Annotated in this window: 9 protein-coding genes and 2 pseudogenes; 4 read left to right on the top strand and 7 right to left on the bottom strand. The window is 67.3% G+C overall.

Features of this window, described 5'->3' with window-relative positions; translation table 11 throughout:
* Positions 1 to 2795, bottom strand: a pseudogene (locus tag QMX81_RS17615) (hypothetical protein); the annotation flags it as partial.
* On the opposite strand from QMX81_RS17615, the gene QMX81_RS17610 reads away from it, so the two are divergent.
* On the top strand, positions 2794 to 3123 hold the full coding sequence (locus QMX81_RS17610; RefSeq protein WP_147433870.1) for a hypothetical protein: 330 nt from the start codon (positions 2794 to 2796) through the stop codon (positions 3121 to 3123). The pseudogene QMX81_RS17615 and the gene QMX81_RS17610 overlap by 2 nt on opposite strands.
* On the opposite strand, the gene QMX81_RS17605 is transcribed toward QMX81_RS17610, so the two are convergent.
* Genes QMX81_RS17605 through QMX81_RS17585 form a run of 5 tightly spaced genes read right to left on the bottom strand, consistent with a single transcriptional unit; the run spans position 3108 to position 8757 of the window.
* The gene (locus QMX81_RS17605) at positions 3108 to 4175 is read right to left on the bottom strand and encodes a heparan-alpha-glucosaminide N-acetyltransferase domain-containing protein (protein WP_282263427.1); all 1068 of its coding nucleotides are present in this window, start codon (positions 4173 to 4175) and stop codon (positions 3108 to 3110) included. The genes QMX81_RS17610 and QMX81_RS17605 overlap by 16 nt on opposite strands.
* Positions 4172 to 5320 (bottom strand): N-acetylglucosamine-6-phosphate deacetylase, encoded by a 1149-nt coding sequence (gene nagA, locus QMX81_RS17600; protein ID WP_282263426.1) that lies wholly within the window; start codon positions 5318 to 5320, stop codon positions 4172 to 4174. The genes QMX81_RS17605 and nagA overlap by 4 nt, the downstream gene beginning before the upstream one ends.
* Complete coding sequence (locus QMX81_RS17595; RefSeq protein ID WP_259259108.1) at positions 5320 to 6348, bottom strand: SIS domain-containing protein; 1029 nt, start codon at positions 6346 to 6348, stop codon at positions 5320 to 5322. The genes nagA and QMX81_RS17595 overlap by 1 nt, the downstream gene beginning before the upstream one ends.
* Before the next feature lie 6 nt (positions 6349 to 6354).
* Positions 6355 to 7422, bottom strand: a complete 1068-nt coding sequence (locus QMX81_RS17590) for a LacI family DNA-binding transcriptional regulator (protein ID WP_019186013.1) — start codon at positions 7420 to 7422, stop codon at positions 6355 to 6357.
* A gap of 42 nt (positions 7423 to 7464) precedes the next feature.
* Positions 7465 to 8757, bottom strand: coding sequence for a sugar MFS transporter (locus QMX81_RS17585; protein WP_282263425.1), 1293 nt, complete (start codon positions 8755 to 8757; stop codon positions 7465 to 7467).
* A 366-nt stretch (positions 8758 to 9123) separates the two neighbouring features.
* Between QMX81_RS17585 and QMX81_RS17580 the strand changes: the two genes are divergently transcribed.
* The 3 genes from QMX81_RS17580 (at position 9124) to QMX81_RS17570 (ending at position 15350) form a co-directional block, all read left to right on the top strand.
* The gene (locus QMX81_RS17580; RefSeq protein WP_282263424.1) at positions 9124 to 10152 is read left to right on the top strand and encodes a glucokinase family protein; all 1029 of its coding nucleotides are present in this window, start codon (positions 9124 to 9126) and stop codon (positions 10150 to 10152) included.
* A gap of 136 nt (positions 10153 to 10288) precedes the next feature.
* Positions 10289 to 12919, top strand: coding sequence for a TonB-dependent receptor (locus tag QMX81_RS17575; protein WP_282263423.1), 2631 nt, complete (start codon positions 10289 to 10291; stop codon positions 12917 to 12919).
* Positions 12920 to 13013: 94 nt separating this feature from the next.
* Positions 13014 to 15350, top strand: a complete 2337-nt coding sequence (locus tag QMX81_RS17570; RefSeq protein ID WP_282263421.1) for a family 20 glycosylhydrolase — start codon at positions 13014 to 13016, stop codon at positions 15348 to 15350.
* Positions 15351 to 15415: 65 nt separating this feature from the next.
* Here QMX81_RS17570 and QMX81_RS17565 read toward each other — a convergent pair.
* Positions 15416 to 15606, bottom strand: a pseudogene (locus QMX81_RS17565) (VanZ family protein); the annotation flags it as partial.

Below are 15606 nucleotides of genomic sequence, written 5' to 3'. Positions count from 1 at the left end.
GGGGGGGGGGGGGGGGGGGGGGGGGGGGGGCCCCGGGGGGGGGGGGGGGGGGCCCCCGGCGCCGGGGTCGCCGAGGCGGTAACCGTGGAGCGCAGGTACCAGTTTTCACCGCTGCCTCCACTCACACCGCCCTTGAACAGGTAGTACTCGTAAGCACCTGCGGCGACCGGGCTGTACAGCGCGAACGCGTTGGCGGCAGTGCTGGCCCCGTTGGTCGCCTGCACCACCATGATGCCGTCGGCGACCGTGGCCGCGCCGGTGCCGCCAACGTTGAGCACGCCGATACCGGTGGTGCCGCTGGCGCTGCCGTTGGCGATCACCAGCTTGTCCGACAGCGAACTGTCATCGCCCAGCACGGTCTGCAGGTACAGCGCGCCTCCGTTGCCCACGTAGTTGCCCACGATGGTGAAGGCATCACCCACGCGGCTGCCGCCGTTGCTCAGGTCGATGCGACCGGCGTTGGTCACCGTGGCCAGCTGGCCGGCGGTGAACGGCACGATGCTCGCGTCCAGGCCACCGGCGAACAGCGTGCTGGTGGCATCGATGTCCAGCGTACCGGTGCCCGTGCCGCTGTCACCCAGGGTCAGGTTGCCGTCGAAGGTGAGCTGGGAATCGTTGGCCAGGCCGATCTGCTCCCAGTTCGCGAAGCGCGCCACACCATCGGTCTTGACGTTGTCCATGCTCAGCGCGTCGGTGCCGTTGCCGCCGTCGAACAGGGGCAACGCCCCGAGATGGGACGCGTTGAGGTTGGCCAAAGTGGCAACGTCACTGCCTTCGCCCATGTCCACCGCGCCGTAGACCACACCGCCGCCGGACCAGGCCAGCCGATCGTTGCCGGTGCTGGCACGGATTTCGCCGCGCACGGTGCCGCCGGTGATGGTGATCGAATCATCGCCGCCGCTGACGCTGATGTTGCCGCCGATGTAGCCCTCGGAAAGGATGATGGTGTCGTTGCCGAAGCCGGTGACGAGGTTGCCGTCGATGGTGCCGCCGGACATGTCGAAGGTGTTGTTCTCCAGCTTCATGTTGACCCGGCCGATGCGCCCGCCGGTCATCTCGGCATAGTCACCATCGTCGAAGCCGCCGATGATCTGGCCGCCGGTCATACGGAAGCGGTCGGTGCCATCGCCCTGCAGCAGTGCGCCGATGGTGCCGCCGGTCATGACGAACACGTCCCGGCCGCCGCCCTGCTGCACCGTGCCGGTAATGGTGCCGCCACTGATTTCGATCTGGTCGACATCGTCGCCCTGGTCGACCGAAGCCAGCGTGCCGCCGGTCATCAGCAGCACATCATTGCCGGCGCCCTGGCTGACCGCGCCGACGATCTGCCCGCCTTGCATCTCCAGGCGATCATCGCCCAGACCCTGCGCGAGCGTGCCACCGATGCTGCCTCCCGGCCGCATGATCGTGGTGTCGTTGCCGGCCCCCTGGTCGACGTTGCCGACGATCACGCCGGCAACATCCAGCAGATCATCACCGTCGCCGAGCAGCGCCGCGCCGTTGAGCCGGCCATTGACGATCAGCGACTGTGTGCCACTGGCACCGATCACGTTCGCCGTGCCACCGCCCTGCCGTTGCAGCACGCCATCAATCTGAAGGGTGGTGGCGTTGGCCATGGTCAGGCTGGCGGTCTCCAGCGTGTTGCCCAGCACCAGGGTGCCGCCGTTGAGCGTGCTGGCGCCCCCCACGCTGTTGAGGCCGGTCAGGGTGAGCGTGCCGCCACCGGTCTTGTCCAGCGCGCCGGTGCCGTTGATGCTGCCGGCATAGGTGCCATCGTCGGGCTGGGTGAAGCGGACCAGACCATTGTTGGTCACGCCGGGCGGCAGGCTCTGCGCCCGCGCTTCCAGGATGCCGGCCGGATCGACGATCACCGGGCCGGTGTAATTGGCGTTGTTGCCGGTCAGCGCCAGGGTGCCCTGCGCCACCGTGGCCACGGTCACCCCGGTGATGGTGCCGGTCAGTGTCCACTTGCCCGCATCATTCTTGGTCAGCGACTCGAAACCGACGAAATTGCCCGGCAGCGTGGAATCACCCATGCCGCTCAGGAAGATCGCGTCGTTGCCCGCTCCTCCGCTGAAATTGCCGGTGATCGACGAACCGGTATACAGGCGCAGGATGTCATTGCCGCCGGCCAGCGAGATGTTGCCGATCACCTGGCCACGGTTGGTGAAGTCAAGCGCGCCGTTGCCGGAGCCACCGATCACCGTGCCCGGTGCCTGGATGATGCCGGTCTCGGTGTTGATCACGGTGTTCAGCCCAGTGGTGTTCTGCGACCAGATCGCCACGGCGTTGTTGGCGCGGATGGTGCCGCTGTTGACGATGGTGTTGCCCGCGCCCTGGAAGTTGATCACTTCGGCACTGCCTTGGCTGCCCAGCGCCAGCACTTCGCCGCCGGCATCGACGGTCAGGGTGCCGCCGGTGCGGAATTCCAGTGTGTCGCCGCCCGCGCCGAACAGTCCCGGCGCGCTGACTGCAGTGGCGCTGACGGTCGCACCGGTGCCGACGTGGATGTTGGCGTTGTCGCGCAGCGAGATGGCGTTGGCGTCACCCACCACCAGCTTGGCACCGGCCTGGACATCCACCGTGCGTCCATCCTCGATGGCGATGTTGCCGTTACCGACGCGGGTCACATAGGGATTGGGTGCGGCCGTGGTGCAGGTGGTGGTGGTGCCGACGGTAACGCAGTCCGCCTGTGCGCCGAACGAGGCCAGGACGATGGCGCTGCCCAGCAGGCCGCGTGAACGGAGCAGCACGGCGATGCTGAGCGCGAGGGGGTGGAGAGTGGACCTGGGCATGCGGCTTCCTCTGGACATCACGGAGGGCGGCGGCGGCATGACAGGTCATCGAAGCCCCCTGCTCCTGACTGCACGCATCACCATGAAATTCACGACGGCAGCGGACGCTGCCTGGGACTGCATTTCCGGCGGGACAACATCGAGGAGGGGACAGACGGCGCGCGGCAAATGGGCCACGGCCAGGAACAGGCGGTTTCGTGAAGTACGCAGATGTGTGCCGGTACTTTTACTGGTCAACCGTGATGTGAACGTAAAATTCAGGCAGGGGATCGCCCGCATTCGCCGCGCGGTGAGCGAGTCTGCAGAGATCGCTCAGATCTTCAGATAGACACGCCGGCGATCCAGCACCCACACCACACCCCACCAGATCGTCACGAAGCCCACCGCGCACGCGAGTGAGGCCAGTTCTGGTGCCTCCGGCAGCGCGCTCTGCAGGGCATGGAACGCCCAGGCCCACGCACCGGTTGCAGCGAGCACCAGCGCCATCGCCGAGGAGCCAAGATAGGCGGCGATCGCATTCACGCCAAAGCGTCGCCCCAGCGCAGGCATGCCCCAGCGATCGATCAACAGATGGGCCAGCAGCAGCGCAGCCGCGGACAGACCTGCGGTCCACAGCACGAAGCTGGGGGTCCACAACTGCTTGTTCAGGGGCAACCACAGCGTGGCCAGGCCGCCGACCGCCAGGCAACCCGCCGCCAGCAGCGTCAACTGCGGTGCCCTGCCGGCACGCAGCCACGCGCCGGCGCGCAGGCCCAGCAGGGTGGTGGCGATCGCCCCGAGGCTGCTCAGCAGGCCTTCCGGGTCATGGCCCAGCCCGGTGAGCGCGGAATACTTGTAGAGGAACGGGGCAAACAGCGCCGTATCCAGGCGGCTGGCCGGGTTGACCCACGGCGCCATGGAGGTGGCCGACAGCAGGATCACCGCATAGGTGGCCAACAGCCCGACGATCAGCGCCCATTGCGTGCGCGCCCGCGTGTAGACCGCCAGCACGCCGACCACCGCCACGCACAGGGCGATCCGCTGCAGCACACCCCACAGGCGATACGCCGGCAGTCCGAACAGCCACCACGCCAGCAGGTGCAGCAGCGCGCCGGCGATCAGGATGCGCAGTGCGCGTTGCAGCACCCCGCGCACCAGCGCCGGACGCGTGGCCGGCTCGGCCGCGCGTGGCGCCAGGCTGAAGGCCATCGAGACGCCTGCGATGAACAGGAACAGCGGGAAGATCAGGTCGGTCGGGGTGAAGCCATGCCAGTCCGCGTGCAGCAGCGGCGCGTAGACATGGCTCCAGTCGCCGGGGTTGTTGACCAGCAGCATCGCCGCGACGGTCAGGCCGCGCAGTGCATCGATCGACCCCATCCGCCCCGACGGCGCGGCACTCATACGTCTTCGCGCTGCCCGGCGATCCAGGTGCTGCGCACCTGCAGCGCGTCATCGAGCAGCACCAGATCGGCATGATGGCCCTCGGCGATATGCCCGTAGCGGTCATCCAGATTCAGGAACTGCGCAGGATAGGTCGACGCCATGCGCGCCGCTTCGGCCAACGACACGCCCAGCAGCTGCACGCTGTTGCGCACCGCCGTGGCCATGTCCAGCGCCGAGCCGGCCAGCGAGCCGGCAGCATTGCGCACCACCCCGTCCACCGCAGTGATGACCTCGCCGTACAGTTCGTAACTTGGGTCTGCCGCACCCACCGGCGGCATCGCATCGGTGACCAGCATGACCTTGCCGCGCGGCTTGGTCGCCAGCGCCACACGCAGGCTGGCCGGGTGCACATGCACACCGTCGGCAATGATGCCGACCCAGCTGTCGCGGTCTTCCAGTGCAGCGCCGACCGCGCCCGGCTCGCGCCCGGTCAGCGGTGACATCGCGTTGTACAGATGGGTGAAGCCGCGGATACCGGCCTCCAGGCCGGCACGCGCCTGCTCGTAACTGGCGGCGGTATGACCTGCCGCCACCACCACGCCGCGTTCCACCAGCGCGCGGATGCTCTCCAGCGGTACCCGCTCGGGCGCCAGCGTGAGCAGGGTGACGCCGTTGTCCAGCGAGGCGGCCAAGGCGATCTCGGCGGCGTCCGGCACACGGAACTTGTTCGCATCATGCGTGCCCTTGCGCGCCGGGGCGATGTACGGGCCTTCCAGATGGATGCCGAGCACGCCCGCCACGCCCTCGCTGATCGCCTGGCGGGTCGCGGCGATGGCCGCGCGCATCACCTGCACGTCGTCGCTGATCAGAGTCGGCAGCAGACCGGTGGTGCCGAAGCGGCGGTGCGCCTGGGCCAGCGTGCGCAGCGTGGCGACATCCGGGCTGTTGTTGAACAGCACGCCGCCACCGCCATTGACCTGCGCATCGATGAAGCCGGGCAGCAACCAGCCGCCGCCCAGGTCCACCTGCGAATCGGCCTGGCCGAGCATGGGCGCGGCATCGGAGATGAGCGCGGTGATCCGGCCGCTTTCGATCACGATCGCCAGGTCGTCGCGGAAGTCGTCGCCGGCCAGGATGCGGGCATTGCGCAGAACGGTTTTCATCAGACGGTTTCCGTCACCTTGTTCAGATGCGGCGGCAGGTCCGGGTTGTGGCCACGGCGCAGCGCCAGCGCATTGATCGCGCGGTAGAAGCTCTGGATGGTCAGCAGCGGCGCGCACGCCGGGTGCGGCGCGACCGGCAGCGGCAGATCCCCACCGACATCGGCCAGCCACACCTGCGCATCGCGCGCGGCGAACTCGCTCAGCACCGCGCGGGTGCCGGCGCCGGTTTCATCCGGCTGGGCGAAGGCCAGCACCGGGAAGCCCGGGCCGACCAGCGCCATCGGGCCGTGCTTGACCTCGGCCGAGCTGTAGGCCTCGGCGTGCAGGCCACAGGTTTCCTTGAACTTCAGCGCCGCTTCCTGCGCCGCCGCCAGGCCGAGGCCACGGCCGAGCACGAACAGATTGTGGGCCGGCACCAGGCCATCCGTCAGCGACGACCAGTCGCTGTTCCAGGCCTCGCGCAGCGCATCGGGCAGCGCGCGCAGCGAGGCGATCAGCCCCACATCCTGGGTCCAGTACGCCACCAGCTGCAGGATCGCCGACAGCGAGGCCAGGTAGCTCTTGGTCGCCGCCACGCTGCGCTCGGCACCGGCGCCGAGCGGGATGACCGTCTCGGCCAGCTGCGCCAGCGGCGAATCCTCGACATTCACCAGCGCCACCACGCGTGCACCGGCCGCACGCGCGGCCTCGGCATTGCGCAGCAGGTCCGGGCTCTTGCCCGACTGCGAGATCACGATGTACAGCGCGCCGCGCAGCTTCAGGGGTGCTTCGTAGACCGAGCCCACCGAGGGCGACGCCGAGGCGGTGACCAGCCCGAGGCGCGTTTCCAGCAGGTACTTGGCATAGGTGGCGGCGTGGTCGGAACTGCCGCGCGCGCAGGTCACCACGAACGGCGGCGGTGCCGCGCGCAGGCTGGCGGCCAGCGTCTCCACGGCCACCTGGTTGCGCGCGAACTGCGCGGCGATCACATCGGCAGCCTCGGCGGCTTCGCGGTACATCAGGGTGTCGTGGGGGGCAGGCAGGGACATGGGAACTCAGGTCGTTTCAGGAGAGGGAAGCCGTGCACCCTGCGGGCGCATCGGCGCGGTGGAACCACGCACGACCAGCTGCGGCACGAAGCCCTGGTTCTGCAGCTGCAGCGGCGCGTCGTCGTAGGCATCGCTACGCAGCTGCGCGATCAGCAGGCGGGCGGCATGCCGGGCGATGTCTTCGGTGGCCTGCTTGGCGGTGGTCAGCGGCGGCCAGGACTGGCGCGAGAACGGACTGTCCTCGAAACCGGCGATGGACAGGTCGTAGGGCACGTTCATGCCGGTGGATTTGGCGGCCGCGAGCACGCCGGCGGCGATCTCATCGTTGGAACCGAAGATCGCGGTGGGCGGTTCGCGCAGCGCCAGCAGGCGGCGCGCGCCGCGGAAGCCATCATCGAAGGTGTAATCGCCCTGCACCACCAGGTGCTTGTCGATTGTCATGCCGTAGTCGCGCAGCGCCGCTTCATAGCCGGCATAGCGCTCACCGCTGGAGCGGTGCGAGGTGCCGCCCCAGAGGAAGCCGATCCGCTGGTGGCCCAGCTGGATCAGGTGCTCGGTGATCTCGTAGGCGGCCTCGCGGTCGTCGACGAACACGCAGGCACCATCTTCGGGATCGGCGGTGGCGGCGATGATGCGCACCAGTTTGATCCCGCGTGCGGTGAGCGCGGCCACCAGATCCTTGCGCTCGGACATCGGCGCGGTCAGCACCAGCCCGGCCAGGCGCGAACGCTGCACCCAGTCGGCCAGTTCCTCGGCGAGCATCGGCGAGCTGGAATCGCAGGGATGGATCTGCAAGCCGAACCCGGTCTCGCGGCACGCGGCAAGCACGCCGTTCTGCACGCCGATGATGTGGTACGGGTTGGGGTTGTCGTAGACCAGCCCGACCACCAGCGTGGTGCCGGTGCGCAGGTTGCGCGCGGCCGGATCGGGCTCGTAGTCCAGCTCGGCGATCGCGCGCAGCACCCGTGCACGGGTGGCCTGCATCACCGACGGCTCGTTGTTGATGACCCGTGAGACTGTCTTCAGCGATACCTTGGCCCGTTCGGCGACATCCTTGATGGTCGCTCTACGCATCGTTTTTCCCTGGCTGACCGGTTGAGCGTCCATGATCGCCGATCACTGCCCGTCGCGGGACAGCCCGACCCGGTGGCCGCGCATCGAATAGAACAGGATGTACAGGTAGCAGGGCACCATCAGGCCGGCGAACACCCACTGGAAGTCGAAGTGCTGCTTGAGCACGGCAAACAGCTGGGGAATGATCGCGCCACCGGCGATGGCCATCACCAGCAGGGCCGAGCCGGTCTCGGTGAAGCGGCCCAGGCCGCGGATCGCCAGCGGGAAGATCGCCGGCCACATCATCGCGTTGGCGAAACCGAGGGCGGCCACGAAGCCCACCGACACGTAGCCGTGGGTGAACAGCGCGCCGATGCAGAACACCACGCCCAGCACCGCGGAAATGCTCAGGTAACGCGACTGCGAGACCAGGTGCGGGATCAGTGCCAGGCCGGCCAGATAACCGATGAGCATCGCGCCCAGGGTGATCGAGGTGAACATCTTGGTCTGGTCCAGCGGCAGGTCGAAGCCGTGGCCGTAAGTGCCGATCGCATCGCCGGCCATCACTTCCACGCCGACATAGACGAACAGGCACAGCACGCCCAGCCACAGGTGCGGGAACTGGAAGATGCTGGTGCGCTCGGCCACTCCCGGCGCGCGGGCCGGCGTAGCGTTGGCTTCAGAGGTCTTCAGTTCGGGCAGCGGCGAAAACAGCACGCCGACCGCCAGCACCACCAGCAGACCGGCCATGGCCATGTACGGCAGCTGGATCTTGGCCGCGAAGTCGTTGAGCAGCACCGTCTTGGCGGCCGCATCGGCGATCTTCACCTGGGCATCCAGGTCGCCGATACCGTGCAGCACCAGCGTGCCGATCAGCACCGGGGCGAGCATGCCGGCGATCTTGTTGCAGATGCCCATCAGTGCGATGCGCCGGGCCGCGGTCTCGATCGGGCCGAGGATGCTGATGTACGGGTTGACCGCCGTCTGCAGCAGGGCAAGGCCGCTGCCGATGATGAACAGGCCGCTGAGCGCGCCCGGGTACCAGCGCTGCTGGGCGAAGTGGGCGAACACCACCGCACCGGCCGCCATCACCAGCAGGCTCAGGCTCAGGCCCTTCTTCATCCCGGTGCGCTTGAGGATCCACGAGGCCGGCAGGGCCAGGAAGAAATACGACAGGTAGAAAACCATCAGCACCAGGAAGGCGCCGACCTCATCCAGCTCGAAGGCGAGCTTGACGAAGGTGATCAACGGGCCGTTGAGCCAGGTGAAGAAGCCGATCAGGAAGAACAGCACGCCGATGATCAGGATCGAGGTAAGCACGCTCGAACGCGCGGAGGCAGCAGGCACGGCAGACATCAAGGAGGCTCCTGCATCGACGGCGCCGGAGCGGCATCGGAAGAGTGGCTGGGAACAACGTTGTCACATTTATTCGTTGCAGCCGCCAGGTTTGTCAACAACTGGTTCACGCCAGCGCCGCGCATTTTGCGTTGCTGCACCTGCGCAATCTGGCGGCAGCGCTCGCCGCGAGCGGAGCGGAGCCCGTATTCACGGCAGTTTGCGAAAACATGACGGCAGTGTGATGAAAACGTTTTCCCGCGCAAACCCACGTTGCGGCGCAGCATCGAAAGTGTGAGGTTATCGTTGACATCGTTGTCAGAACGATTACAGACTCCGCCTCAATCGCCGGGGCAACCCTGGCCACGCCCAACCGATGGAGTCCGTGTGACCAACGCCGCCCACGCTGTTCCGGCCCATGCCCCGCCCGCCGCGACGCCGCCGTTCCTGGCCGCCGACGTGGGTGGCACGCATGTCCGGGTTGGCCGGGTCCAGGCCAGCGCCGATCCGGCCCATCCGGTGGAGCTGCTGGACTACCGCAAGTTCCGCAATGCGGATTACGCCGGCCTCAGCGCGATCCTGTCCGACTTTCTGGCCGATGGCCCGCGCCCGACGCATTGCGTGGTCGCCACCGCCGGCTATGCCCGCGACGACGGCACGGTGATCACCGCCAACCTGCCCTGGCCGTTGTCGGCACGGCAGATCGAGCGCGATGTCGGCCTGGACCAGGTGTACATCGTCAATGACTTCGAGGCCGTGGCCTATGCCGCCGCCCAGGTCGATGCCAGCGGCGTGCTGCAGCTGACCGGCCCGGCCACCGCCCCGCGCGGCCCGACCCTGGTGGTCGGCCCCGGCACCGGCCTCGGCGCGGCGGTGTGGATCCCGACCCCGCACGGCGCCGTCGTGCTGGCGACCGAAGCCGGCCAGCCGACCCTGGCCACCACCACCGAACTGGAGATGGCGATCGTGCGGCACATGCTGCGCGAGCGCTCGCATGTCTCGGTCGAGCAGGCGCTGTCCGGCCCCGGCCTGATGAATCTGTATCGCGCCCTGTGTGCGTTGAGCGGCCAATCGCCGACGCTGGCCACCCCCGATGCGATCACCGCCGCCGCCATGGCCGACCAGGACCCGCTCGCGCGGCAGAGCCTGGAGGTGTTCTGCGGCCTGCTCGGCAGCACGATCGGCGACATGGCGCTGCAGTACGGCGTCACCGGTGGGGTCTACCTGGCCGGCGGCATCCTGCCGCAGATCCGCGATTTCCTGTTGAACAGCACCTTCGTCGAGCGGTACCTCAACAAGGGACCGATGCGCGAGGCGCTGGAACGCATTCCCGTGAAGGTGGTCGAGCACGGGCAGCTGGGCGTCATCGGCGCTGCCAGCTGGTACCTGGGCCATAGGGACCACCCGACCGCCTGACGGCGCGCCGGGAAAGGCATTACGTAGTACGCAGCACCCATGGCACGCCCCGGTTTAGGGCGCGCGGAAAAGTCGTACCAGACGCAAGAAGACACGCCGTCGCCGGCGAACCATCGGATTGATGAGGAGAGACATCATGAACCATCGCAAGAGTCTGCTTTCGGCAGCCATTTTCAGCTGTCTGGTGTTCGGCGCGCAGGCGCAGGAAACCTCCAGTACCCCCACCGACCTGGACACCGTCAGCGTCGTCGGCATCCGCGCCAGCCTCGAAAAGTCGCTGGATACCAAGCGCAACAACGTGACCATTTCCGAGGCGATCACCGCCGAGGACATCGGCAAGTTCCCCAGTACGAACGTTGCAGAAGCGCTGTCTCAGCTGCCCGGCATCTCGCTGGACCGCCGCTTCGGCCAGGGTGAGCGCGTCAGCATCGACGGCACCGACCCCAGCCTCAACCTGTCCTTCCTGGACGGCCACCCGGTCGCCCAGGCGATCTGGCTGTACGGCGAGCAGCCCAACCGCGGCTTCGATTACACCCTGCTGTCGCCGCTGATCCTGGGTCGCATGGAAGTCATCAAGTCCTCCGAAGCGCGCCTGACTGAAGGCAGCCTGGGCGGCACCATCCTGATGCACACCCGCCAGCCGCTGGACATGCGCGCCAATGAAGTGGCCGCTTCGATCGGCTACAGCTACAGCGACCAGGCCAGCAAGGGCAAGCCGAACGCCTCGGCGATCTACAGCTGGAAGAACGACGAGGAAACCTTCGGCATCAACGTGGCCGCGCAGCACTATGAAGAGCGCGTGGACCGCCAGGGCATAGAAGTGTTTGGTTACGCCAAGGCGTCCACCTTCACCAACGCGTCGGGCGTGGACCCGAACGCGGATGTGCCCAACTCGGTCAATGCGGCCTGGTTCCAGCAGGACCGCAAGCGCGACAGCGCCGTGGTCAATCTGCAGTTCAAGCCCACCGACGAGCTCGAGTTCAACCTGAGCGGCCTGTACATCAAGGAGAACTTCGACAACTACAACCAGTCGATGTACTCCTTCCTGACCTGGAATCCCGGCACCATCGGTGCAGTGAACCAGCTCGGCGATGTGCGCAATGGCGTGGTCAACAGCGGCCACTCCAATGCCAGCACCACCGCCAACAGCGGCACGGTGATCTACGACAACAACGTGCGCGAATCCGAAGTCACCACCAAGGGTCTGGATCTGCGCGGGGCCTGGAAGGGCGAGAGCTGGGGCATCAGCGGCCAGGCCGGCCAGAGCAAGTCCGAGAACAAGGAACTGGCCCAGTACTTCATCGAACCGTTCTACAACGGCGGTTTCAGCTGGAACCTGGACAACGGCATCACCTTCGACAACCCCGATGCGGCCCGCAACCCGGCCAACTGGGGCTCGGCCGGTGGCTGGTTCGGCAACAACGGCATCTTCTCCACCGACAGCAAGGACACCTACGCGCAGCTGGACTTCAATGTGCAGTTCGACAGCATCTTCAACCAGCTGCAGTTCGGCGTGCGCCACGGCAAGCATGAAGAGAGCTTCGATCTGAACGTGTATGGCGGCGTGCGTCCGGGCACCCTGGCCGACGTCGGCACCATCGGGTTGACCGACATCCAGGGCTTCGCCGATGGCCAGGGCCGTCATGTCCAGGTCGGCCGCGACAACGTGCTGAACTGGGTCAAGGGCAGCCCGCTGGACTTCGCCAACCCGGATCCGGCCAGCTACCTCAACAACAGCTGGGCGCTGGAGCAGACCAACAACGCCGCCTACGCGCAGTTGAACTTCTCCAACGGCCCGGTGCGCGGCAACGTCGGTGTGCGCTACGTGGATTCCAAGACCGCCGGCAGCGGCTTCGTCTACGGCGGCACCCCCACCCTGACCGATCTGGACAGCAAGTGGCAGACCCAGACCAAGAAGGAAGACTTCCTGCTGCCCTCGGTCAACCTGGTCTACGACACCGACAGCGACTGGGTCTTCCGCTTCGGCGCCAGCAAGGTCATCGCCTGGGCACCGTACAACCAGATGGTGAACAACACCTTCCTCAACGACACCACGCTCACCGGCAGCGGCGGCAACGCAGCCCTGTCGCCGTATGAGTCCTGGAACTACAACCTGTCGGCCGAGTATTATTTCGCGCCGCAGTCGGTGGTCGCCTGGTCGCTGTTCTACAAGAAGATCGACAACTACATCGATACCAGCGCCGTCACCGAGCGCCAGTACAACTCGATCCGCGATACCTCGCCGGCCACCTGGGCCAACATCGTGGGCACCAACGGCTGTGCGGCCGACGGCTACTGCGACTACAGCATCCAGCGTCCGCGCAACGCCGGCAGCGGCCACGTCAAGGGCTTCAACCTCAGCTACCAGCAGCCCTTCGGTGAGAGCGGCTTCGGCCTGACCGCCAACTACACCTACGCCAACGGTGAGAACAACTCCGGCGATGCGCTGCCTTACCAGTCGCGCAACTCGGTCGCGTTCAGCCCGTACTACGAGAAGGGCCCGATCAACGCCCGCCTGACCTACAACTGGCGTGACAGCTACCTGGCCGGCGGCTACGTCGCAGGCTCGGCACCGGCCAGCGTGGACGACTACGCCGAGCTGGGCGCCAGCTTCGGCTACACCTTCAACGAAAACTGGTCGGTCACCGTCGACGCCCAGAACCTGCTCGATGAAGAGTACTTCCAGTACCTGGGCGACAAGGATCACCTGGCCTCGCGTTACAAGAGCGGCCGCCGCTACATGGCGACCCTGCACTTCAAGTTCTGATTGCCTTGGCACTATGCTGAATGCCTGATACGGGCCCGGATCTCCGGGCCCGTTTTCACAGGTGGAACCCGATTCGCTACAAAGGAATGACCCGATGCACACCCGCACCCGTCGTACCTCGCTGTCGCTGCTGTCCTTCGCACTGGCACTCTCCCTCGCACCGCTGGCCCAGGCCGCCGACGCACAGGCACCGGCTGGCCCGAAGGCCCTGCCCGGTTCGCTGATGGTGATCCCCGCACCGGCCAGGGTCGATCGCATCGACGGCGCCGACTACACCGTGACCGCCGCCACGCCGGTCCGTGCACAGGGCCAGGCCGCCCAGCGCGTCGCCACGCAGTTCGCCACCCTGCTGCGCGACAGCGGTGGCCCGGCGGTAACGGTCAGCGAAGGACGCGGCAAGGACGGCATCCGCTTCGTGCTCGACGCCACGCTCAAGACCGGTGCCGAAGGCTACCAGCTGCGTTCGGACGCGCGTGGCGCGACCGTGCAGGCCGCCACCGAGGCCGGTCTGTTCTACGGTGCGGCAACGCTCTCGCAGCTGCTCACCGGCGGCAGCGATGGCACGCTTCCGGCGCTGCGCATCGATGATGCGCCCCGTTTCAGCTGGCGCGGCCTGATGCTCGATTCGGCCCGCCACTTCCAGAGCCTGGATGAGATCAAGCAGGTCCTCGATGCGATGGCCGAGCAGAAGCTCAACACCTTCCATTGGCACCTCACCGATGACCAGGGCTGGCGCATGGAGATCAAGCGCTACCCGAAACTGACCGGCGTCGGCAGCTGCCGCATTCCGGCCGGCGACGGTGGCCGCGATCCGGTCACCGGCGCCGAGCGTCCCTACTGCGGGTTCTACACCCAGGAACAGATCCGCGAGGTGATCGCGTATGCCGCCGCGCGCCATATCCAGGTGATCCCGGAGATCGACGTGCCCGGTCACGCTACCGCGGCGATCGCGGCCTATCCGGAGCTCGGCACGATCGACACCCCGCTCAAGCCGCTGAGCGAATGGGGCGTGTTCCCGAACCTGTTCAACACGGAAGACAGCACCCTCGAATTCCTTGAGAACGTGCTGGAAGAAGTCATCGCGTTGTTCCCGGCCAAGTACGTGCACGTCGGTGGCGACGAAGCGGTCAAGGACCAGTGGGAAGCCTCCGCGCGGGTGCAGGCGCGCATGCGCGAAGTGGGCGCCGGCGATGAGATGGAAATGCAGAGCCACATCATCAAGCGCCTGGAGACCTTCCTGGAACACCACAACCGGCGCCTGATCGGCTGGGATGAAATCCTCGAGGGCGGCCTGCCGCCGGAAGCCACGGTGATGTCCTGGCGCGGCACCGAAGGCGGCCTGAAAGCGGCCAGCGAAGGCCACGACGTGGTCATGTCGCCGGTGACCGACATGTACATGGACTACCTGCAGACCAACTCGGAGAACGAGCCGCCGGGCCGCCCGGCGACGATTCCGCTGGCACGCGTGTACGGCTTCGAGCCGGTGCCGGACGCGCTGGCCAAGGACAAGCAGCACCACATCCTCGGCCTGCAGGCCAACATGTTCACCGAGCACACGCGCAGCTACGCGCGCCTGCAGCACAACCTGTTCCCGCGCTTGGCCGCGGTGGCCGAGACCGGCTGGTCGCCGCGCGAGCGCCGCGACTATGCGGATTTCCTGGCGCGTCTGCCGGCGCAGCTGAAGCGTTACCAGGCGATGGGCATCGCGTATGCGCAGACGCCATTCCAGGTGGAACTGGACAGCACGGACAACCGCGCCGCCGGCACCGCGACGCTGGCCCTGCGCACCCCGCTCGGTTACGACATCCACTACAGCGTGGACGGCAGCGCGGTCACCGCGCAGTCACCGCGCTACACCGCCCCGCTGCAGCAGCCGCTGCCGGTGGCACTGCAGGCGGCGACGTTCTTCAACGGCGAGGCGTTGGCCAAGGCGGCCAGCCGCTTCGACATCACCGCCGGGTCGCTGCTGTCGCGGACCGACGAACATCTCGCGCAGTGCCCGGGCGAAGGCCAGCTGCTGCTGCGCCTGGAAGACGACGGCCCGGCCGATGGCGAGCGCGCGATCTTCAACGTGGACATCTTCAACCCGTGCTGGTTGTGGAAGGACGCGGATGTGGATGGCATCGCCACGCTCCGCATCCGCGCCGGACAGATCCCGTACTACTTCCAGCTGGCCCACGACGAGCCGAACCGCCGCTTCGCGCCCAAGCGCAGCGCGCATGGGGAAATGGACATCCTCGGCGGCCAGTGCGATGGCAAGCCGCTGGCCAGCGTGGCACTGCCGGCCGCGCCGGGCGCCGATGGGTTCATCACGCTGGAGGCGGCGCTGCCGCGCTCGCTCAAGGGCACGCAGAATCTGTGCGTGCGCTTCACCGGCGATACCCGGCCGACCATGTGGGTGCTGGATGAGATGACGCTGTTGCCGCGGTAATCGGGGCGCCAAGGTGCCGGCCAGCGGCCGGCACTCCCCGTCATGGGTCGCCGGCGTCACACGCATCAACCGCGCAGGCGCACCAGCAGATCGCGCAACGGGGTGAACACGATCGCCGTGCCGGCGAGCACGCCGACGCTGTTGGCCAGCGCGTCCATCGGGTCGGCCATGCGGTTGACGGTCAAGGCGCCCTGGGCGAACTCGATGCCGATGCCCAGCGTGACCAGGCCGAGCGCGGCCCAGACCAGGGCCGCGC

The organism is Stenotrophomonas sp. PS02301, from assembly GCF_029959485.1.
GTDB classification, from domain to species: domain Bacteria; phylum Pseudomonadota; class Gammaproteobacteria; order Xanthomonadales; family Xanthomonadaceae; genus Stenotrophomonas; species Stenotrophomonas maltophilia_Z.
Note: the sequence above shows the minus strand (reverse complement) of the source record. Positions and strands in the feature narration are given on the sequence as shown.